Here is a 20,058-nt window from a genome sequence, read left to right as displayed (position 1 = left end):
CGATCCCGGGGTTTCACAACCGTTTTGGTCGTCCCTCGGCGAGTGGTGATATGCACAACGACAGCGTTCGCCGGGTTCAGGGCTGGAGAGGTGGTCGTTGATGGTCGACGTCGAGAGCTTCATCGACGAGAAGATCGACGAGATCGGCGACGAGGTCGGCGACAAAAACGCCGTCATCGGTCTCTCGGGGGGCGTCGACTCCTCGACGGCCGCCGCGCTGGCCTACGAGGCCATCGGCGACCAGTTGACCGCCGTCTACGTCGACACCGGTCTCATGCGCAAAGGCGAGACCGACCAGATCCGCGAGACCTTCGAGTACATGGATTCGTTGCGGATCATCGACGCCAAAGACCGCTTCCTCGACGAACTCGAGGGCGTCACCGATCCCGAGGAGAAGCGTCACATCATCGGCGAGCAGTTCATCCGGGAGTTCGAGAAAGTCGCCCGCGATGTCGATGCCGACTACCTCGTCCAGGGGACGATCTACCCCGATCGGATCGAATCGGAGGGGACGATCAAGTCCCACCACAACGTCGGCGGTCTGCCCGAGCGGATCGACTTCGAGGGGATCGTCGAACCCATGCGCGACCTCTACAAGGACGAGGTCCGGGAGGTCGCCCGCGAACTCGACCTCGAAGAGATAATCTCCGAGCGAATGCCGTTCCCCGGACCGGGACTCGCGGTGCGGATCATCGGCGAGGTCACCGACGAGAAACTCGAGGTCGCCCGGGAGGCCAACCACGTCGTCGAGGAAGAGTTAGCAGAGTACGAACCCTGGCAGGCGCTGGCGGCGGTTATCGGCAAGGCCACGGGCGTAAAAGGCGACAACCGCGTCCACGGCTGGGTCGTCTCCGTCCGATCCGTGGAATCCCGTGACGGCATGACCGCCCGCGCCCAGGAAATCGACTGGGAGACCCTCCAGCGGATCCAGTCTCGTATCACCGGTTCCCACGAGAACGTCGCTCGCGTCGTCTACGACGTGACCCACAAGCCGCCGGCGACCATCGAGTACGAGTGACATCGGCGGCTCCGATGTGATCCCCTACTTTTCGGAGACGACGACGCCGTCGGCCGGATCGACTAGCCTCGCCCGGAGCTCGTTCCCGGTCTCGATGGCTTCGAGCAGTGCCGGCGCCCGATCGCTCTCGACCGCCACGACGATGTCCGCTCCGATCGCTCGCGCACCGTCGGCTCCGTGTTCTCTTGCCGTCTCGACGATCTGCTCGGCCCCAGGTGCGTCCACAGTGACGTTCTCGGCCAGATCGTGATGTGCTTCATCGAGCAACTCGCCGAAGCGGTCGAGTTCGCCGTCGTCCAGGGCCGTCGCCGCCTGACTCGCGCGGGCGTTCTCCCGGACGAGATATCCCAGCCGATCGGCTCCGGGACTGTCCAGCCTGGGGAGCATCGTCAAATCGACCGCCGGCGAGGACTCGACGCCGAGCTCCTCCAGTGCCTGCCGGACGCTGTCGCCGTCCTCGCCGGCACCTGGCGCGGGCGAGTCCGTGCCAGTCGAAGCCGTGAGTATCTGTAGCCCGTTCGGCACGGCGACCCGGGCGTAGGTGCCCTCGCCCGCGTCCAGAAAGAGCGCCGAGCCGGCTTTCCCGAGCGCGATCGCGAACGGCGCGGCGGTCGGACGGTCGCGTCCGAGAAACTCGGTTTCGACGCGCCGGGCGAGTCGGGCGATCTCCAGACGCGAGAGGTCCAGCTCGTAGGCCGCCCCCAGCAACGCCAACACTGCAAGCTCCAGGCTCGACGTGGCGTTTGCGTCGGCGGGGACACCCCCTTCTGTCGCGTCCGACCCGAACAGCTCACCGTCGACGACTCCCTCGAATCCGCCGGGCTCGAACCCGGCGTCCGCGAGTACGGCGTAACAGCCACGGATCGGATCCGCCCAGTCGCCGGCCGGCTGTGGATCCGCGGTCGCAAACGCCCGCGTGTCGTCTCCGAGAGAGACGGTCACGTCCTCGGCCGGCTTCGCTTCCATCGTCGTCGATCGATCGGTCGCTACCGCTAGCGCGTAGCCGTCGCTGTCGGGCGTCCGATCGCCGAACAGGACCGCCGCGCCGGGGGAACGCACCTGGTACATGGGGCTACGTTCGGCTTCGACCGTTGGTGAGTGTTGCGACCGGCCAGCCCGCGACCGTCACGACCACCGGTCGAGGCCAGTCTGGACCTGCGACTCCTCGATCCGATCGAACCCGCGCTCGACCTCCTCGGGATCGACTTCCCACGTCTCGGTGACGTACTCGCGGGCCGCGTCCACGTCGGGCGAGATATCGAGATCTAGCTCCGGTGTCTCGACGACCGGCGGGTCGCGAAAGAGCTGTCTGATCCTGTCGGCGTTCTCGATCTGGAGACCTTCGGCCTCGATGACGCCCCACAGATCACCGTGCTCCCTGATCGCTTTGACTGACGTCTTCGGCCCGTAGCCGGAGACGCCGTCGTTGAAGTCGGTGCCACAGAGGATCGCGACGTCGATCAACTGCTCCCAGGTGAGATCGTGTTCGGAAAGCGTCGCGTCCAGGACCATCAGCTCGGGATCGCCCTTGCTGGTCAACTGCCGGAGCGTCAGCGGTGCGCCGAACAGCAGGGCGTCGTAGTCTTCCGTGCCGGCGTAATCGACGTCGCCGCGGCGAGCCATCACGGCCGCCTGGGCCTCGCCCTCCGCGGGGGCGTCGACGATCGGCACGTCCAGCAGTTCGAGCAACTCGCGGGTCGTCTCGACGATCGTCTCGGTCAGCCGCTGCGTTCGACTCTCCAGGCGTGCAACGGCGAGTTCGTCGCCGCGCTCGCGCGCCTCTTCGAGGCGCTGCTCGGCGGCCTCGCGTTTCTCGCGTCGCTGTTGCACCTCGTCGTCTTTCAGCTCGGTGACCGCGCCGTCGAAGACGAACACCGGCGTCAGGTCGTGCTCGAAGAACCTCGGGATCCCTTGCACGACGCCGACGAGATTGGCGACCTCCTCGCCGTCGCTCGTCGTGTAGATCTCGTCGCGCGTCCACTTCACCGTCGTCGTCAGATACCGATACAGCCAGTTGTGGGCGTCCACGGCGACGACCGAACCCTGCAGGTCGGCGAACGGAACGTCCTCGATGACCGCCAACTCGCGGAGCGCTGCGTTTCCCATCGATCGACTGTAGGACGGACAGCGGCTTGAATCCCCTGACGCAGGCCCACTGTTGCCATCTACCCGGCGCTGAAGCGCAGGCCTTCGCCTCGAAATTCCGGTAAAGAGGATTAACTTACAAGAGTGGGCGTTCAATCCGACGCATATGACGGATCGAGATCGACGTTCGGGATCGTCACGACAACCTGTTCGAACCGATGGGGGGGCTACCGAGGGTCCGAGAGTCGAGGATCCCGAGGCCGAACTGCTCGCGGCAGGGGCTCTCGAGGAGGCGTCCTCGGGCGACCTGCAGGTCACCTCGACGTTCAACGAGGCCTGGCAGGCAGAGATCCAGGACGTAAAAGCCGACGAAGACGCCAACAGGCAGGAACTGGTCGACGTCATGGGGATCGATTCGGACGGAGAAGTCGAACTCGAGGCCGTCAACGACGCCTTCCGCATCACGATCGACGGCGCCCTCATCGGCTCACTGGAGTCGGAGGCCGCCTTCTACGCGGACCTGGCCGCCGCTCGGTTGCTCGAGGACCGACTCCAGGCGTGGCACGAGCTGCCGGTCGCCGACCGGAGTCGCCTCCTGAAGGGGCTGCGGCTGTTCCTGGAGATTTGTCCCGAGTGCGGGACAGAGGTCGTCTTCGACACGAAGACCGTCGAGTCCTGCTGTGGCAGCTACCAGGTCGCGGCGGTCGACTGTGACGGGTGTGGTTCGCGGCTGTTCGAGTCGGCACCGATCGACGAAGACGCGATGGACTAACGCCCGTAGCGCGCGCTTCACCCGGGGAACGGGTCGACGACCGACGGGGCCGTCTCGCGGGAATCGACGAACGCGACCGCGTCCGGTTCGAGGTCGTCCTCGCGGAAGCTTTCCATCCCTTCCCGGTACCGTGTCTCCCGGTCCGGGTCGGGCCAGGCCATGACGCGTTCGGTCAGCCCCGTCTGCTCGCCCGTGTAGCCGAACCCGGCCTTCGAGGCGGCCTCGTAGGCGAAGGGATTGTTTACGGCGGCCACGACCCGATCGAAGCCGTGGTCAGCGGCCCGACCACGGACCGTCCGGAGCAGCCGCGAGCCGATCCCCTCGCTCCGTCGGTCGCGCCGCACCGTCACGTACCGGATCCGAAGCGTCGAGTCGTCTGTCCGGTCGGCGTCGAACGCCGCCGCGGCGACGATCTCGTCGGCCTCGCGAACGACGGCCTTACCGGTCGAAGACATGACGAACTTCCCGGCGTAGCTGAACTGCTCGTAGTCGAGCCGCAGCGTCGGTCCGTCAGCGGGCCAGCCGAGCAGTTCGAACTCCATACGCCCGCCAGGCCCTCCGGCGGCAAAGACGTACTGCTCCGCGTCCCTTTTGCTCGTCCGGGCCCTCTCTGTCGTATGTCCACTGGCGACGTCGCTCTCTTCGACCGGTTCGCGCGCTACTACGATCTGTTTATGCCTGGCGCGAAGGCGACTGCCCTCTCTCGCGGACTCGAACACGCCGGACGACCCGTCGAACGCCTGGTCGACGTCGGTGGCGGGACCGGGCGCGCGGCGCGAGCACTCGGCGTCGAACGTCGGTTCGTGCTCGACGCATCCCGTGGCATGCTGGCGCAGACGACGCTCCCGAGCGTCCAGGGCGACGCCGGACGACTCCCGCTCGCGACCGACGCCGTCGACGCGATCACGATCGTCGACGCGCTCCATCACATCTACGAGTGGGACACCGTCTTCGAGGAGGCGTATCGCGTGCTTGCGCCGGGTGGCGTGCTCGTGATCAGCGACTTCGACCCGACGACCGTCCCGGGTCGGGTGCTGGCGTTCGGCGAGCGACTCGTCGGGTTCGACTCGGCGTTCGTCTCGCCCGCCCAACTCCGGCAGCAGCTCGAAGACGTGGGGTTCGAGACCCACCTCATCGAGGGTGGGTTCGGGTACACGGTCGCGGCGGTCGTCCCGAAACGCGAAGGCACATAGGCCCGGCGTTCGAGAGGTCAGATATGTCACAGGTGGTCGATGAGCTCGATCGCCGGGTCGATCGGACGCGACTGTCCGTGCTGGTCGCCTTCGGTGACGTCGCCTTGATTGCACTGTTCGTCGCGATCGGTGAGATAACGCACGGTTCCCCGCCGTGGGAGTACCCGGTTCGGGCCGTCGAAGCGTTCGTTCCGTTTCTGCTCGGCTGGGTGATCGCGACGTTCGTCGGCGGACTCTATACGACTGACGCCTGGAAGTTTCCCTTGCGGGCGATCTCCTGGACGACCCCCGCCTGGATCATGGCGGTCCTGATCGCGATGGCGATCCGGGCGCTGCCGTTCGTCCGCGGTGGCGTTCAGCTCTCGTTCGTCGCCGTCTCGATGGCCGTCGGACTCGTGCTGCTGGTCCCCTGGCGGACGGCGATGGCGCTGCTGTACGGCGAGTAGTCGGCAGAAAACGATCGTCCACTGGGGATGCCTACCGATAATCTTCGATCGGGACCGCCACGGTCGACTGGATCCAGGCCTGATGGTTCTCCCGATCGTAGATGACGAACGCGTCGTCATCGAGTGTCAACTCGGCGCATCGCTGAGACTGGTCGTCGTCCGTCACCGGCCCGTCCGTGTTGTCCGTGGCATTGCCGCTCATTGTGCGTCGTGGACGGGGTTTCCGTCTCACTGCCTCCATCCACAACTCGTCTCTCTTCCCGTATAAGCGCTCTCCCCAAATTATCATTCGATAAAACAGTAGTTTCGGACGGTTTCGAGACGGATCTCGACGATCGGGTGGCTGATCTTCTATGTCGGCGGTTGTCCGTTAGTCCTCGCAGATATAGCTTTCTTTTCGACCGCTACGCCCGTTATCGCGCTCGATAATCGGTCTCGTGCCGCGCTGACCGTCACCGACGGCTCCCGGATCGACGGCACGACACCTGGCCGGTTTCCCGAACGGGACTACACCTACAAGGATGGGAGGCCAACAGTCGCAAGATGATCGAGATACCGTTCTACCGGAGCAGCGAGACGCGTGGACTCGCGACGCCGGCCGAGTACGTCACGGCCGTTCGCGAGGGGTATCGCCAGCGCGGCGAGGGCGCACCGGCCGAGCCACGGACCGCACTGACCAACGAGGATCCGCCAGGGCTATTGACGGGGTATCTCGCGGTCCTCCCGGAGACGGGTGCGATGGGCGGGTACACCTACGCCGCCGGATTCGGCGACGGGGACGCCCACTTCGTGTTGCCGCTGTACGATTCCCAGTCGGGACAGCCGCTGGCAGTCTTCGACGGGGCACATCTCAACCCCTACAAGACCGGCGCAGCCGGGGCCGTCGGCGTGGACGCGCTCGCCCGTGAGGACGCCAGTACGGTCGGACTGTTCGGCAGCGGCACGCAGGCACGGGGACAGCTCCGGGCGACGGCAACCGTCCGCGACCTCGATCGCGTGGCCGTCTACTCCCCGACGCCCGACCACCGCGAAACGTTCGCCGCCGAGATGAACGCCGAACTCGACGCGACCGTCGCTGCCGTCGCCTCGCCCGCGGCCGTCCTCGAAAACGCCGACGTCGTCATCACCGCGACCCGATCCAGCGAACCACTCTTTGACGGTGACCGGCTCGAACCCGGCACGCACGTGACGGCGATGGGTCAGTACCACCCCGAGCGTCGCGAACTCGACGCGACAGCGGTCGCACGGGCAACGTACGTCCCTGACCTGCGCGCGCGGACCGAACAGGACGCCGGGGCGTACATCCAGGCTCGCGAGGACGGAGCGATCGGTGACGACCACGTCCACGCGGAACTGGGTGAGGTCGTCGCCGGAAACGCGCCCGGCCGCACCAGCGACGACGACATCACGGTCTTCGACAGCGGCGGGACGGCCATCGAAACTGTCGCCGCCGCTCACATGCTCTACGAAACGGCAGTTGATCGCGACGACCTGGGGCAGACGATCACGTTCGCGCCGGCGAGCGAAGCGATGGACTAGGCGCCGGCGAGCGAAGCGAGGGATCAGACGCCCGCGAGTCCGATCGCCTGTGCGAGCGAGAGCCCGCTCGCCACCGCAGCCAGAAGGTAGCCGGCGATCGCGCCGCCGTTGAGCAGCGGGAGTCCGGCGTGTGCACGCCCGCGAAGGACCATCCGGAGCAAGATAGCGAGCCCGACGAACGTCCCGACCATCGCGCCGGCGGCCGTCGCCGGGATCGCGAGCCCGCCGGCGACGACGTCCGGAACCGCTTCGGGGGCAAACGCGGCCGCGCTCGCGACCAGCACGGTCGGGATCACGGCGTCGCCGAGGCCGATGAACAGCGCCTCTCTGTCGAGCGCCTCCTCGCTGGATTCGGCATCCGACTCCCCGTCTGTCTCTTCGCGATCAGACTCGCCATCGGAATCCGGCCTGTCCTCCGGATTTTCGCCTCCCTCTCCCGAGCCGTCCGCCTCGGTGATGCTATCCGTCGCGTCCGCCTCGGAGACGCTGTCGGGCGCGTCTGCTTCCAGAAACGAGTACGACAGCGTCAGCGGGACGACCAGCACGACAGGAATCCGCAGGTCCATCACACCCTCGGCGAGCGTGAGCATGTGTTCGGTCCCGTAGACGCTGATCGCGTCGTACACTGCCAGCGCGCCGAGCAACAGAAGCGCCGGGAGCACGCCGAAAGAGATCCCGAACAGCCCCGCCGCGCCGGCCCCCATCACGATCCCGGCGGCGTCGATGACGTACCACTCGGGATGGACGAGGAGTCCGAGGACGATTGCGCCCGCGGCCGCCCAGGCGAGCGCGCTGGCCCCTGCGACGGGAACGACCGATGCCGGGACGATCGACGCGAGGACGATGAAGCCGATGTATCCGCCGACGAAGACGACCAGCCCTCGGATCACGACGTCGAGGTCGTACTTGAACGCCAGCAGCATGAACCCTGTCATGACCAGCAACGCGCCGACGTAGATGACGCTGTTCGTCGCGTTTTGCGGATTCTCGGTCGCCTGCAGCCCCGCCTGCTCGAACGGCTCGACGAGCGCGAGTGCGCCCAGTTGCACCAGCAGGAAGATGGCGGCGATCCCGAGCGCGGCGACGGCCGCTCGCGTCCGTTGTTCCATGGACGGCCATCCGACAGCGAGCCGAATAACACCTGCGAGTCGCGATCGGGGAGACGTTGCGCGCATGCAGCATATCGAGTTAACACATCATTCGGTGTCGACTTCACCGAACTGGTCCGTCGTAGGCGGCGACTCCCTGTCTCCTTCGGAGAACGTCACCACCCGCTGGGGGAACGGAATCTCGATGTCGGCCGCCCGGAGCGCGTTGTAGACTCCGGTATTGAGTTTGTGAGTCGCTCGCCCCCGGAGGACGGGGTCGTTGACCCAGCACAGCAGTTCGTACTGCAACGCGGAGTCACCGAACGAGCGCAGGCGGACTCGGGGTTTGGGTCGGTCGATCACCAGTGCTTCCTCGTCGGCCACGGCCAGGAGCGTCCCCTCGACTTCGTCGGTGTCGCTCCCGTAGGCGACGCCGATCTCGATTCGGACGCGGCGCTCGCGGTCGGGCGTCGATTCGTTGATGATCCGCGCAGAGTTGAGGACGCTGTTCGGTACTGTGACGAGCATGTCGTCACGGGTCCGGATCACCGTCGATCGGATCGAGATGTCCTCGACGCGGCCGCGCTCGCCCGTCTCGAGGACGATGTAGTCGCCGACTTTGTAGGTCCCGTCGAAGTAGAGGGCGATCGAGCCGAAGAAGTTCGCAATGGTGTCTCTGGCCGCGAAACCGATGACGATACCGATGATCCCCGCGCTGGCGAGGAACGGCGTCGGGTCGATGCTCCACAGCGCGAGCAGGAGGTAGATCGTCACGGCGACGACGATCACGCTCCAGACGTTCTGGAAGATCGGGACGACCTGCGTGTTGACGTGGCTGTTCTCGGTGAGTTCGTTCGAGACCTTCCGGCCGACTCGAGTCAGCGTCAGCGCCCACATCACCGCCAGGATCGACAGGATCAGCGCCTCGACCTGAGCGTTGACGTCGGGTGCCATCCCGAGCACGAGCACGGCGAGGTATCCGCCCGTCAGGACGACTGTGGCGTACAGCGGCGGATGGATCGTCTCGAAGATGACGTCGTCGACGTCTGTCGGGATCCGACGGGTAACCCGCCTGATCAGCACGTCTCCCCCGACCTGAATGGCTTTCGCTAACAGGACCGTCGCCAACACCAGCAACAGAAATCCCTGCCATCGCGGGAGGGAGAGGATCCACGACCAGAGGTCGTCCACATATGGAACCGCGTTTGCCATGCAGAGGGAGTCGCGGCCAGAACAGATAACTCCGCCGTCACGATCCGCTGGCGGAACTGCGGGGGATGGGTCCGACAGAACAGGCCGTCAGCTGACAGCATTGCATACGCGACGCGCAACGGGAACAGATGTCTCGAAGACCTGTCCGGGCTGTCTCGCGGGCTATCTCTCGGTTTCGCTACTCGCGGTAGTACAGGACCGCCCCGAGGAGCGGAGCGAGGCGCACGCCGTCGTCGGGCGAGACCGCCAGGAACGGTCGCTCGACAGGACCGAACACGTCGACGACCCGGCCCACCGTATCGAGGTTCTGGTCAAGCAGCGCCGTCCCGAGATCGGGATGTCCCTCGTCGGGACAGCGCACGACGGCGACGCTCTGGGCGACGTCTTCGACGGTGCCGGCGCGTTGCATCATTCGCGAAGGACCTGGAGATAGGCTGCGACGGCCCCCAGGAGGTCGCTCTTGGTCGCGTCGTCGGCGTTCGTGACGACGACCCGTCCGCGCGGTTCGTGCTCGCGAGGATAGGTCTTGTCGCGTTCGATCCGGGCGTCGTAGCCCACCTGCTGGACGGCTTTGGCGATCTCCTCGACCGTCGGTTCCGGGACGGCCAGATCCTCGGCGACCCGTCGCCCCTCGCTGCGGGTCAGGGTCGCGTCGAGGGCCGCGGGCCAGATGACGTTCTCGACCATATATTCGGGTGGGCGGGCCGGACGTAAACGCCTTACTGGTCAGGCGAACGCAGTCGATCACTGCCGTTCTCGACCCTCTCGAGATCGACTGCCTTCCTGAGATCGATCCCCTCGACCAGTTCGGCCGCGCGATCGAACGGTGACGGCGATTCCGCGTCGCCCCCTTGCCGCTCTCGGCCGGCACACTCGAAGACCGCCTCGACGAATGCCTCGCGGACGGACTCCGCGTGGAACACCCCGTGGAGATACGTGCCGAGCACTCCCTCGGTCGCGGCGCTATCCGGCCCGATCGGTGCCGGCAACGGCCGTTCGACGCGCGTTTCGCCGGCGTGGATCTCGTAGCCGGTCGCTGTCCCGCTCGCACCGTCGATCGGGCCGGCCCCCTCGACCGTCCGGATGACCTGGCGGATGGTCTTCTCGTCGCCGAAGCGAGTGACGACGGGCAACAATCCGAACCCACGGAGATTCTCGTGCTCACCCGTCCCCTCGCGGTCGGCCCCGCGAAGCTCCTGGCCGAGCAGTTGATAGCCGCCGCAGATCCCGACGATCGGCCCGTCGAACGCTCGCAATCGCTCGTCGAAGCCCGCCTCCCGGAGCGCGAGCAAATCGTCGACGGTGTTTTTCGTCCCCGGCAGGACGACCGCGTCCGCGTCGGCGAGCGTCGCGTCCGGGGACCGGATCGCCACTCGCACGCCCGGAACCCGGGCCAGCGGATCGAGGTCAGTCGCGTTCGAGAGCCGCGGCAGTCGCGGCACGGCGATCGTCACTGCTCGCGACTCGGCCACGCCGTCCTCTCCGCCGCGCACCGCCGACCCCTCGCGGGCCGGCAGCGAGAGACTGTCCTCCTCGGGCAGTCCCGGATCATCGTGGGGAAGCACGCCCAGCACGGGCACGCCCGTCCGTGCTTCGAGTTCCTCAATACCGTCGGCCAGCAGTGATCGATCGCCGCGGAACTTGTTGACCACCAGTCCCGCGACCCGGTCGCGGACGTCCTCGGGCAGGAGCTCGAGCGTCCCGTAGAGGCTCGCGAAGACGCCGCCGCGCTCGATGTCGCCCACGAGCAGTATCTCGGCGTCCCCGAATCGCGCGGTCTCGACGTTGGCCAGATCCCGATGCTGGAGGTTGATCTCCGCGATCGAGCCCGCGCCCTCCGCGACGATTACGTCGTGGTCGGCCGCCAGTCGCTCGTAGGCTGCGACGGCCGCCTCGCGGGCGCGCTCCCAGCGGTGTTCGTAGTAGTCTCCGGCCGAGACGTGCCCGCCGGGGCGGCCGTCGATCAGCACCTGGCTCTCGGCGTCGCCGCGGGGTTTGAGCAACACGGGGTTGTGATCGGTCGTCGGGACGACGCCGGCCGCCCGGGCCTGGACGTACTGGGCGACGCCGATCTCGCCGTAGGCGGCGTCCTTACCGACACAGACCGCCGCGTGGGCGTTGTTGCTCATCGTTTGGGCCTTGAAGGGAGCCGCGTCGACCCCCTCGCTGGCCAGCCGTCGGCAGAGTCCCGCGACGACGGTGCTCTTGCCGACGTGGCTGGCCGTCCCGGCGACCAGAAGCGTCGTCGTCATTCGAGGGGTCACCGCACTCCGGACATCAGTACTCCGTTCCTTTCCGGGCGCGCTGGCCGTCCGCCTCGAAGGGGTGGCGGTCGGCGCTGACGTGGCTCAACAGGTCGACATCCCCCTCCAGGTACGTGGGTCGCTCGTGCCCACCGGTCAGTACGAGTTCCAGACCGTCGGGTCGGGCGTCGATCAGCGTCCGCAGGTCTTCGGGATCGACGAGTCCCCGGTTGGCCGCGTACAGCACCTCGTCGAGGATCAGCATGTGGACGCCGGCCTCGGGATCGCCGTCAAGTGCCAGCGGGGACGACAGGTCCGCCTCGCCAGCGGTGTCGACGAGCTCGCGGGCGCGCTCGAAAGCCGCCTCGGCCGTCGCGGCGTGTTCGTCGTCGCTGGAGCCGTCGAGCAGCCCGTGCCAGCCGTAGTGGCCGCTGTTCTCGTAGCTCAGGCCCGGCACCTGAGCGATGGCGTTGTACTCGCCCCGGGTGGCCTCGACGCTGTCGGCCCCGCCTTTCATGAACTGCAGGACGTGGACGCGATAGCCGTGGCCGGCCGCCCTGAAGGCCATCCCCAGCGCGGCGGTCGTCTTGCCCTTGCCGTCGCCGTACCAGGCCTGGACGAGGCCGAATTCCTCGGGTGCGGCGGCTCGATCCCCTCCGCGGTGGGCCTGATACCGCGGCCCGGCGTCTCAGCGTGGTGGCTCGCTGACTGCGTGTTTTCGTCTCCTTGCCGTCGATCGTTGCTGTCTGTCATGGATCGAATACCTCCGCTGTCGTGGTAGTGACGGCGCCGTAGTCGGCGTCTGCGACGCTCGTCGGTGGCTGCTCGTCGGCGTAGCGCGACTCGACCCCTTCCAGCACGCCCATCCGGACGGTCTCCATCGGTGGATCACGACCGCGACTCCGGAGTGCGTCGACGACGTGTCCGACCAGCGACCGTTCCCTGCCGGGCTCGACCTGCCGGTGCGGCTCCGCGTAGGCGCGTGCCCAGTCCTCGGGGACGTCGATCCCCTGCCGGTCGAGTCCTTCGGCGACGGCAGCGGCTGGATCGGCCGGCCGATCGACCGAAAGCAGCGTACCGAAGCAGTCGAAGGAGGTGGCGTCGTGAGGCTGCACGCGTCACTCAGCGACGGTGTGCGAGCAGTCCCGAGGCGGCCAGCGCGAGCAGTGCGGCGACCGGTCCGAAGCCGGGACCGAAGCCGTCTCCGGCCTCGGTCGTCGGTTGGTCGGTGGTGGTGACGCCGGCCGTCGTGTCGTCGCTTTCGGTCGTGGTCTCCTCGTCCTCGGTCGTTTCAGTGGGGGTTGCAGCCGAGCTATCGGGGTTGAACGCCTCCGAGAGCGTCACCAGCGGCCCGGTCACGCGCGGACCGGGCTGGCTGATGAAGTTCGCGTTCACCCTGATGATCTGGTCGTTCTGCACGGCCGTCGTGGCCTCGATCGCAGCGCTGTCGCGGAGTTCCCCCCCTTCCGGCATGACGATCCAGTCCGGGTCCTCCGCGGCGATCACTTCCTCGCTGATCTCGCCGTAAGTCGGGATGTCCGCCGCGGCCGCGATGTTGTCACCGCCGGCCGTCGCGATCACGTCACCGATGAACGTGTCCGGGCCGGCCGTCCAGCCGCCGCCCATCGCGTAGTAGACGGTCGGGTTCTCTCCGTCGGCCGCGCTCGCGCGCACCTCCTGGACCGTCGCGTTCATCTCGTCGCTGACAGCTGCGGCCTCCGCGCACGCACCGACGAGCTGGCCGGTCAAGCGGGTCTTCGCGGTCACGTCCACGATCGAGCTCGCCCCCTCGAAGTAGACGACTGTCAGGCCGTTCTCACGGAGCGTCTGAACGTCGTCTTCGCTGATGATGTTCGCCGCCAGCACCACGTCGGGGTCGAGATCGACGATGTTCTCGACGATCGGGTTCATGTTCGTCCCGAGGACGTTCGTCCGATTCTGGGAGCCGTTCAGGTACGCCGTCGTGTACCCGGTCGGCAATCCGACGACCTTCTCCTCGGCGTCGATCGCCCACATCGTCTGGGCGACGCTCGCACCGATCGCGACGACGCGCTCTGGCTCTTCCTCGATCGTGACCGTCTGACCGGTCGCGTCCGTCACCTCGACGGGGAACGAACAGCTCTCTGTCTGTGACGCGGCTGTCTGCCCCGGATCGAGCGATCCCGAGTGGGTCTGCAGTGCCTGTGCCTCTGTCGCTGCGACCGATTGTGCCGGAGCGTCCGCCGCGACTGCGCCGGTCGAGACGACCAGCAACAGCACCGTCGCGACGACCGCGATCCGTGATCGTGTCATCACTCCCCCGGTTACAGACAGTCCAATAAATATTTACCTAAAGCAAATAGACTTGGAGTAGATGCGGATCCGACGCCGAGCCACTCTCTGGTCGAGCGCGCTTCTCGCGGCGCTGGCCGCGGTCGTGCTCGTGAGCGCGACGATCGGTCCCGTCGAGCTTAGCCTGTCGGTCGTCACGAAGGCGGCACTGAACGCGGTCGGAGTCCCGTCGGGGCTGTCCCTCTCGGTCGGGACGGCGTCGTTCGCCGGCCTCCCGCTGCCGTGGCCGGCGATCGACGTCCAGTATACCTATCCCTTTGCCTTCAGCGTGCCCGAGACGAGCGAACTCATCGTTCGGGAGGTGCGGCTGCCGCGGATCGTCCTCGGAGCGGTCGTCGGGTTTGCGCTCGGCGGCGCGGGGACGGTCATGCAGGGGTTCTTCCGGAACCCGATGGCCGACCCGTCGATCATCGGCGTCTCGACCGGCGCGGCGGTGGGTGCGGTCGCGACCATCGCGCTCCCCGCGCTGATTCCGTTCGGACTCCAGCCGGCGGCATTCGTCGGCGCGGTCGTGACGGCGTTCGCGGTCTACCTGCTCGCGACCGAGGGCGGCCGGACGCCGGTCGCGACGCTGTTGCTCGCCGGCGTGGCCGTCCAGACGTTCCTCGGCGCCGTCGTGTCGTTTCTCCTCCTGCAGAGCGGCGAGAGCCTCGAAGAGGCCGTCTACTGGCTGATGGGGAACCTCTACGGTGCCGGCTGGGGAGACGTCGAGATGACGCTGCCGGCGATCGTCGTCCTGTTCGTGGCGCTAGTCCCGTTCGCGCGCGATCTCAACGTGCTCATGCTCGGCGAGGAGGACGCCCGCACGCTGGGGATCCCGGTCGAGTGGACCAAGCGCCTGCTGCTGGCGCTGTCCAGTCTGCTGACCGCTGCTGCGGTCGCCGTCGCCGGTGTCATCGGCTTCGTCGGCCTCATCGTCCCGCACATGATGCGGCTGGTCGTCGGCCCGGATCACCGCCTGCTATTGCCGACCAGCGCGCTCGCCGGGGCAGTCTTTCTGGTCGTCACCGACACGCTCGCCCGTGCGAACCCCCAGGAGCTCCCGGTCGGGATCGTCACCGCCGCGCTCGGCGCGCCTTTCTTCCTGTTTCTGCTCCGTCGCCGGGAGGTGCACGAGCTGTGAGCGGGCTACTCTCGGTCTCGGACGTCTCGGTCGCGTTCGGCGAGGCACGCGTCCTCGATTCGGTCTCGCTGTCGGTCCGGCGCGGGGAGTTCGTCGGGCTGGTCGGGCCGAACGGCGCCGGCAAGACGACGCTGCTGCGGGCGATCAACGGCGTCCGCGAACCCGACGCCGGGACCGTCAGCGTCGACGGCGACCGGCAGGCCGACTGTTCGGCCAAAGCGTGGAGCCGTCGCGTCGCGACTGTCCCCCAGGACACCAGCGTCTCCTTCGCGTTTCGCGTCGAGGACGTCGTCGAGATGGGACGCGCCCCCCACCGCAGGCGCACTCAGTTCGGGACCTCCGAACGCGACCGCCGCCGAGTGGAGGACGCCCTGGAGCTGACGAACACTGTCGACCTGCGCGACCGGCGGATCGACGAACTCAGCGGCGGCGAGCGCCAGCGCGTGTTCGTCGCCCGGGCGCTCGCCCAGGACACGCCGCTGCTCGCGCTCGACGAGCCGACGGCGAGCCTCGACGTCAACCACCAGGTCGAGATCCTCCGGCTCGTCCGTGATCTCGTCGGCGACGGCCGGGCGGGCCTGGCGGCGATCCACGACCTCGAACTCGCAGCGCGCTTTTGCGACCGGCTCGCGCTGCTGTCGGACGGTGTGATCAGGGCTGTCGGTCCGCCCGAGACAGTGCTCCGGTCCGGGGCGCTCGATCCGGCCTTCGAGACGACGACGGCGATCGCGACGAATCCCGTCACCGGCACGCCGACCGTGACCGCCGGGGCCGATATCGACGAGGGGCGTGCAACAGTCGTCAGCGACGCGCGGCGCGTCCACGTCGTCGGCGGCGGACGGATCGGTTCGCACGCGATCGCGAGCCTCCGGCGGGTGGGCCACGAGCCGAGCGCGGGCGTCCTTCGGACTGGCGACGTTGCGTTCGAGACGGCCGAGTCGCTGGGCGTGCCGATCGTGACGACGCCGGCCGCCGGCCCCGTTGATCCGGACGCTGTCGCGACCGCACACGAACTGGCTGGCGACGCGTCGGTCGTCGTCCTCGCTGACGTCGAGATCGGCCCGCGCCAGTGGACGCTCGATCTCGCCGAGGGCGCGCCGGCAGTCGTCCTGCTTGAGGAGCGATCGCTGTCGGAACGTCTCCACAGCGGCGACCGTGCCCGCGAGCGATACGAACGGCTCCGGGAGCGAGCGACGATCGTCGATCCTGGCGACGTTCTCTCCGCGGTCGAGGCTGCCGCAGGGCCGGTCGAGCAGCCTGCCGACGATTGATCGTGGCTGCCGTTTTCGTCACGACTCTCGCTTCGCGAACAGGATCAACCCGATCATCGAGCAGACGACGTCGTCTTCGACGCGCGTCTCGACGCGGACGTCGGCTTTCCCGTAGTCGTCGCTCCAGGACTCGGTGGCGAGGACTTCCGACCGCGCCGATAGCGTATCGCCTGGACGAACGGGGTCGTACCACCGGAGTTCGTCGACGCCGAGCGCGCCTCGCGTGGCGGCACGCGCAAGGAAGCCGTCGACGAGCACCCGCATCGTCATCGCGGTCGTGTGCCAGCCGCTGGCGACTAGCCCGCCGAACGGCGACTGCGCGGCGGCCTCGGGGTCGACGTGGAACGGCTGGGGGTCGTACTGGCGGGCGAACTCGACGATCTCCTCGCGTGTGACCGTGTAGGTGCCGAACGTCTCCGTGTCGCCGACGGACAGGTCCTCGAAATAGATGGGCATACGACTGCTACAGCTAGTTCGGTCAAAAAACGACGGGTCGCAGAAACTGCTACGATCGGCCGGTCCGAAGCTGGGAGCGTCTCCACGGCACTGGGGCCGGTCGGCGGTCGTCTAGTTCGTGTGCTGCTGGATCTGGGCGACGTAGTGGGACTTGTCGCGGACGCCGACCATCTGCTCGGCCGTCTCGCCCTCGACTGCCAGCACGACCGTCGGCACGCCACGGACACCGTACTCCGCGGCGAGTTGCTGGTGTGCGTCGACGTCGACCTTCGCGACAGCGGCGTCGGTCTCGGCGGCGATGTCCTCCGTGATCGGCTCGAGCATCTGGCACGGACCACACCAGTCCGCGTAGAAGTCGACGAGGACGACGTCGTAGTCTCCGAGGATCTCCTGATAGTGCTCGGAGCTCTCTACGTGGATCGGCTCGTCCGGTGCCTGTGTGTCCGTCTCCTCGGACTGCAACTCCTGCATCTTCTGTTGCTTGATCTCCTCGATGTCGTCTGCTTCACTCATTGTATCTCTCTGTAGTCGGTCACCCGTCTTAATAGTTTTGACCTTATCGTACAATATTATACGGGCACGTATGGCACAGGCCGTGGCTACGCGGAGCGATACTCTCCTTCGCGTGCTGATAGCGCTTTAGAGATTCGCTGCCGGCGCAATACGGTCGGAGCGCCGCTGTTCCGAACGCGACGTGTCCCCTGCCGATGAACACAGACAATCCGTCCGGCCGGAAGCCATCCGAACTGTCGATTTCGTCGTCGAGAGTGAGTATAGCGCGAATTTAGCGGTAATGCACATTACTCACAAGGCTTTTAGGCTGGGTCCGCCAATAGTCTAGTACAAATGCCAGAGTCGATGAGCGAGTACCTTTCACAGGATATGCACTGTGAGGGGCTTCTCGAATGTATTCACGGGCTCAAGGAACTCGACAAGGAGGTCTTCCGGGCGCTATCGGTCGCCGAGGAGCCGCTGACTGTCGACGAGATCGCCGAGGAAGTCGAACGCGAGCGCTCGACGGCCTACCGGTCGGTCCAGCGTCTCCTCTCGTCGGGTTTCATCCAGAAAGAACAGGTGAACTACGATCAGGGTGGGTACTACCACGTCTACCACCCGACCGATCCGGACCAGATCGCCGACGACATGCAGCGGGTGCTCAACGACTGGTACGCCAAGATGGGACAACTCATCAGCGAGTTCCGCGAGCAGTATCGCGACTCCACGCCGGTCGAACAGTAACCACCGTCGCTGTGGACGTTCCGGATTGATCGCTCGTCACGCCAGTCGACACCGCGCCGAGTCTGGCGCTCGTCATGTCAGTCGACGCCGCGGTGAATTAACCGCTCGTCATGTCAGTCGACGCCGCGGTGAATTAACCGCTCGTCACGCCAGTGCTACCGGCAGTCCAAACACCACGACGAGTCCGACAGCGAGTACGAGCGCACCGATCGCGACCTGTCGCGTCGTGAACTCGCTCTGGGGAGCCGTGCTCCGTAACGGCGGTGCCCGCGACGGCAGCGAGACGTTCTCCGGGTCGTATTCGGCCTGTTCTCCGTCGCCGTGGGTCGTCTCCTCGTCCATGTGCCGTCGTTTGATCGCGGATCCCTTCTAGATGTCGGACGACGAACCCCTCCGACGGACACACCGATGGTCTCTTTGTCGATGTCCCTCTCTGGACACGTATGTGGCGAAACCGACTGCCGGTCGCTTCACTCCCGGACGGCTCCCCGCGGCGCGGACTTCTCGCAGGGGTCGGGGCTGGCGCGCTCGCGTTCGTCCTCACAGCGCTCGTCCGACTGTTCGAGATCCATCGCAGTACGGCCGGGTTTCGCCTCTACCTGCGGCCTGACGGGGCCGACGGCATACTCGCGGTGCTCGGCGGCACCTTTTACGCGGCGCATCCGGGCGCCTACGACCCTCCGATATGGCTCGCCACGGTACTGGCGCGGTACGACGCGCTCCCGGAGGCGACGTACGTCGCGATCGTCGCCGCCGTGCTCGTGGCCTCGGGCTGGCGGCTGGCCGCTGCAGCGCGTGAGACCGGAGCGACCGACGGCGCAGTTCGAGGCGCGGCCGTCACGCTCGGATACGCGCCGACGGTGGTTCTCGGTGCACTCGCGCTGGAACTGCTCGTCGATCTCGGACGGCCGACGGTCGTGATGAATCAGCTCGTCACGATCGCTCTCGTCGGCGTCGCCGCCCCCGCCGTCGCGGGCGCGATCGGTGGTTTCCTCGCCACGTGGGCCCGGTGAGAGATCGGCCGAGCGAAACCGTCATACCCGTCTCTATCGAACCAACGGACAGGAGCATGCTCACCAAACGGATCATCCCCTGCATCGACGTGGATCTCGACGAGGACGGGAACGCGGCGGTATACACGGGGGTCAACTTCGAGGACCTGCAGTACACGGGCGATCCGGTCGAGATGGCGAAACGCTACAACGAGGCCGGGGCCGACGAGTTCGTCTTCTTGGACATCACGGCTTCTGCCGAGGGACGAGCGACGATGCTCGAGACGGTCGAACAGGTCGCTGACGAGGTGTTCATCCCGCTGACGGTCGGTGGCGGTATCCGTACCCGGGAGGACATCAAAGAAACGCTGCGTGCCGGCGCGGACAAGGTCTCGATCAATTCCGGTGCGATCGCGAACCCCGAACTGATCGAAGAAGGTGCGCGGGCCTTCGGCAACCAGTGTATCGTCATCAGCGTCGACGCCCGCCGGCGGTTCGACGAACAGGGCGAACATTACGTCGACATCGACGGCGAGTCAGCCTGGTTCGAGTGCACCGTCAAGGGCGGTCGCGAGGGGACGGACATGGACGTCATCGAGTGGGTCCAGGAAGCCGAGGAGCGCGGTGCCGGCGAGCTGTTCGTCAACTCGATCGACGCCGACGGCACCAAGGAGGGATACGACATCCCGCTGACGAAGGCCGTCACCGACACCGTTTCGACGCCCGTGATCGCCTCCTCTGGCTGTGGCGGCCCCGAAGACATGTACGAGGTGTTCACCGAGGCCGACGCCGACGCCGGACTGGCGGCCTCGATCTTCCACTTCGGTGAATACTCGATCCAGGAGACAAAGGAGTATCTGGACGAGCGCGGTGTGCCTGTCCGGCTATAAAAGACGACCATCCAGCGGTGGCGCGCGCTGTCGCGGTCTCGTACCGCGACGAAACTGCGCGAGGGATGAGTGAACGAATCGGCTGGGGAGGCGCGTGGCGGTCGCGGTGCTGTGCGGGGATGCGTTTGCCGACGAATACCTTGAACACCACAATCGTGAG

General features: G+C 66.8%; 24 protein-coding genes and 1 pseudogene. 10 read left to right on the top strand and 15 right to left on the bottom strand.

Features of this window, described 5'->3' with window-relative positions; all coding sequences use genetic code 11:
• The first annotated feature begins 100 nt into the window (after positions 1-100).
• A complete protein-coding gene (gene guaA / locus OB916_RS10560; RefSeq protein WP_315909260.1) occupies positions 101-1,018 on the top strand; it encodes a glutamine-hydrolyzing GMP synthase in 918 nt (305 codons plus the stop codon).
• 24 nt (positions 1,019-1,042) lie between these two features.
• Here the strand turns inward: guaA and OB916_RS10555 are convergent, their stop codons facing one another.
• A complete protein-coding gene (locus tag OB916_RS10555) occupies positions 1,043-2,086 on the bottom strand; it encodes a hypothetical protein (RefSeq protein ID WP_315909259.1) in 1,044 nt (347 codons plus the stop codon).
• A 57-nt stretch (positions 2,087-2,143) separates the two neighbouring features.
• The gene (gene fen / locus OB916_RS10550) at positions 2,144-3,124 is read right to left on the bottom strand and encodes a flap endonuclease-1 (RefSeq protein ID WP_315909258.1); all 981 of its coding nucleotides are present in this window, start codon (positions 3,122-3,124) and stop codon (positions 2,144-2,146) included.
• Between the two features lie 145 nt (positions 3,125-3,269).
• Here fen and OB916_RS10545 point away from each other — a divergent pair, with 145 nt between their 5' ends.
• On the top strand, positions 3,270-3,875 hold the full coding sequence (locus OB916_RS10545) for a hypothetical protein (protein WP_315909257.1): 606 nt from the start codon (positions 3,270-3,272) through the stop codon (positions 3,873-3,875).
• A 17-nt stretch (positions 3,876-3,892) separates the two neighbouring features.
• Here the strand turns inward: OB916_RS10545 and OB916_RS10540 are convergent, their stop codons facing one another.
• A complete protein-coding gene (locus tag OB916_RS10540; RefSeq protein ID WP_315909256.1) occupies positions 3,893-4,417 on the bottom strand; it encodes a GNAT family N-acetyltransferase in 525 nt (174 codons plus the stop codon).
• A 75-nt stretch (positions 4,418-4,492) separates the two neighbouring features.
• Between OB916_RS10540 and OB916_RS10535 the strand changes: the two genes are divergently transcribed.
• On the top strand, positions 4,493-5,068 hold the full coding sequence (locus OB916_RS10535) for a class I SAM-dependent methyltransferase (protein ID WP_315909255.1): 576 nt from the start codon (positions 4,493-4,495) through the stop codon (positions 5,066-5,068).
• 23 nt (positions 5,069-5,091) lie between these two features.
• Positions 5,092-5,514 (top strand): DUF3054 domain-containing protein, encoded by a 423-nt coding sequence (locus tag OB916_RS10530; protein ID WP_315909254.1) that lies wholly within the window; start codon positions 5,092-5,094, stop codon positions 5,512-5,514.
• 31 nt (positions 5,515-5,545) lie between these two features.
• Here the strand turns inward: OB916_RS10530 and OB916_RS10525 are convergent, their stop codons facing one another.
• Positions 5,546-5,716: a DUF7331 family protein gene (locus OB916_RS10525; RefSeq protein WP_315909253.1), complete on the bottom strand. Its 171-nt coding sequence runs from the start codon at positions 5,714-5,716 to the stop codon at positions 5,546-5,548.
• A gap of 341 nt (positions 5,717-6,057) precedes the next feature.
• Between OB916_RS10525 and OB916_RS10520 the strand changes: the two genes are divergently transcribed.
• Complete coding sequence (locus OB916_RS10520; protein WP_315909252.1) at positions 6,058-7,053, top strand: ornithine cyclodeaminase family protein; 996 nt, start codon at positions 6,058-6,060, stop codon at positions 7,051-7,053.
• Positions 7,054-7,076: 23 nt separating this feature from the next.
• Here OB916_RS10520 and OB916_RS10515 read toward each other — a convergent pair whose 3' ends face one another.
• The 8 genes and pseudogenes from OB916_RS10515 to OB916_RS10480 all read right to left on the bottom strand — a co-directional run bounded on the left by OB916_RS10515 (position 7,077) and on the right by OB916_RS10480 (position 13,888).
• Positions 7,077-8,162, bottom strand: coding sequence for a presenilin family intramembrane aspartyl protease PSH (locus tag OB916_RS10515; RefSeq protein ID WP_315909251.1), 1,086 nt, complete (start codon positions 8,160-8,162; stop codon positions 7,077-7,079).
• Between the two features lie 87 nt (positions 8,163-8,249).
• On the bottom strand, positions 8,250-9,353 hold the full coding sequence (locus tag OB916_RS10510) for a mechanosensitive ion channel family protein (RefSeq protein ID WP_315909250.1): 1,104 nt from the start codon (positions 9,351-9,353) through the stop codon (positions 8,250-8,252).
• 178 nt (positions 9,354-9,531) lie between these two features.
• Positions 9,532-9,762, bottom strand: a complete 231-nt coding sequence (locus tag OB916_RS10505) for an H/ACA ribonucleoprotein complex subunit GAR1 (RefSeq protein ID WP_315909249.1) — start codon at positions 9,760-9,762, stop codon at positions 9,532-9,534.
• Positions 9,762-10,040 carry a signal recognition particle subunit SRP19 gene (gene srp19, locus OB916_RS10500; RefSeq protein WP_315909248.1) on the bottom strand — a complete coding sequence of 93 codons (279 nt, stop codon included), beginning with the start codon at positions 10,038-10,040 and terminating at the stop codon, positions 9,762-9,764. Before srp19 ends, OB916_RS10505 begins: the two co-directional genes overlap by 1 nt.
• Before the next feature lie 32 nt (positions 10,041-10,072).
• Positions 10,073-11,605: a cobyric acid synthase gene (locus OB916_RS10495; protein ID WP_315909247.1), complete on the bottom strand. Its 1,533-nt coding sequence runs from the start codon at positions 11,603-11,605 to the stop codon at positions 10,073-10,075.
• Positions 11,606-11,630: 25 nt separating this feature from the next.
• Positions 11,631-12,349 (bottom strand): annotated as a pseudogene (locus OB916_RS10490) (cob(I)yrinic acid a,c-diamide adenosyltransferase).
• Positions 12,346-12,711 (bottom strand): hypothetical protein, encoded by a 366-nt coding sequence (locus OB916_RS10485; protein WP_315909246.1) that lies wholly within the window; start codon positions 12,709-12,711, stop codon positions 12,346-12,348. Before OB916_RS10485 ends, OB916_RS10490 begins: the two are co-directional and overlap by 4 nt.
• A 7-nt stretch (positions 12,712-12,718) precedes the next feature.
• Positions 12,719-13,888, bottom strand: coding sequence for a PGF-CTERM-anchored ABC transporter substrate-binding protein (locus tag OB916_RS10480; protein WP_315909245.1), 1,170 nt, complete (start codon positions 13,886-13,888; stop codon positions 12,719-12,721).
• Between the two features lie 61 nt (positions 13,889-13,949).
• Here OB916_RS10480 and btuC point away from each other — a divergent pair, with 61 nt between their 5' ends.
• The gene (btuC, locus tag OB916_RS10475; RefSeq protein WP_315909244.1) at positions 13,950-15,050 is read left to right on the top strand and encodes a vitamin B12 ABC transporter permease BtuC; all 1,101 of its coding nucleotides are present in this window, start codon (positions 13,950-13,952) and stop codon (positions 15,048-15,050) included.
• A complete protein-coding gene (locus tag OB916_RS10470) occupies positions 15,047-16,321 on the top strand; it encodes an ATP-binding cassette domain-containing protein (RefSeq protein ID WP_315909243.1) in 1,275 nt (424 codons plus the stop codon). The genes btuC and OB916_RS10470 overlap by 4 nt, the downstream gene beginning before the upstream one ends.
• An 18-nt stretch (positions 16,322-16,339) precedes the next feature.
• On the opposite strand, the gene OB916_RS10465 is transcribed toward OB916_RS10470, so the two are convergent.
• The gene (locus OB916_RS10465; RefSeq protein WP_315909242.1) at positions 16,340-16,777 is read right to left on the bottom strand and encodes a MaoC family dehydratase; all 438 of its coding nucleotides are present in this window, start codon (positions 16,775-16,777) and stop codon (positions 16,340-16,342) included.
• Between the two features lie 111 nt (positions 16,778-16,888).
• Positions 16,889-17,290 carry a thioredoxin gene (gene trxA, locus OB916_RS10460; protein WP_315909241.1) on the bottom strand — a complete coding sequence of 134 codons (402 nt, stop codon included), beginning with the start codon at positions 17,288-17,290 and terminating at the stop codon, positions 16,889-16,891.
• Between the two features lie 333 nt (positions 17,291-17,623).
• Here trxA and OB916_RS10455 point away from each other — a divergent pair, with 333 nt between their 5' ends.
• Positions 17,624-18,016, top strand: coding sequence for a helix-turn-helix domain-containing protein (locus tag OB916_RS10455; RefSeq protein ID WP_315909240.1), 393 nt, complete (start codon positions 17,624-17,626; stop codon positions 18,014-18,016).
• Between the two features lie 144 nt (positions 18,017-18,160).
• Here OB916_RS10455 and OB916_RS10450 read toward each other — a convergent pair whose 3' ends face one another.
• Positions 18,161-18,358: a DUF7550 family protein gene (locus tag OB916_RS10450; RefSeq protein ID WP_315909239.1), complete on the bottom strand. Its 198-nt coding sequence runs from the start codon at positions 18,356-18,358 to the stop codon at positions 18,161-18,163.
• Positions 18,359-18,459: 101 nt separating this feature from the next.
• On the opposite strand from OB916_RS10450, the gene OB916_RS10445 reads away from it, so the two are divergent.
• The gene (locus OB916_RS10445) at positions 18,460-19,029 is read left to right on the top strand and encodes a hypothetical protein (protein WP_315909238.1); all 570 of its coding nucleotides are present in this window, start codon (positions 18,460-18,462) and stop codon (positions 19,027-19,029) included.
• A 56-nt stretch (positions 19,030-19,085) separates the two neighbouring features.
• A complete protein-coding gene (hisF, locus tag OB916_RS10440; protein ID WP_315909237.1) occupies positions 19,086-19,898 on the top strand; it encodes an imidazole glycerol phosphate synthase subunit HisF in 813 nt (270 codons plus the stop codon).
• The last annotated feature ends 160 nt before the right edge of the window (positions 19,899-20,058 follow it).

The sequence above is a fragment of the Halapricum hydrolyticum genome, assembly GCF_025517535.1.
Classification (GTDB): Archaea; Halobacteriota; Halobacteria; order Halobacteriales; family Haloarculaceae; genus Halapricum; species Halapricum hydrolyticum.
This window is presented reverse-complemented; position numbering and strand designations above follow the sequence as displayed.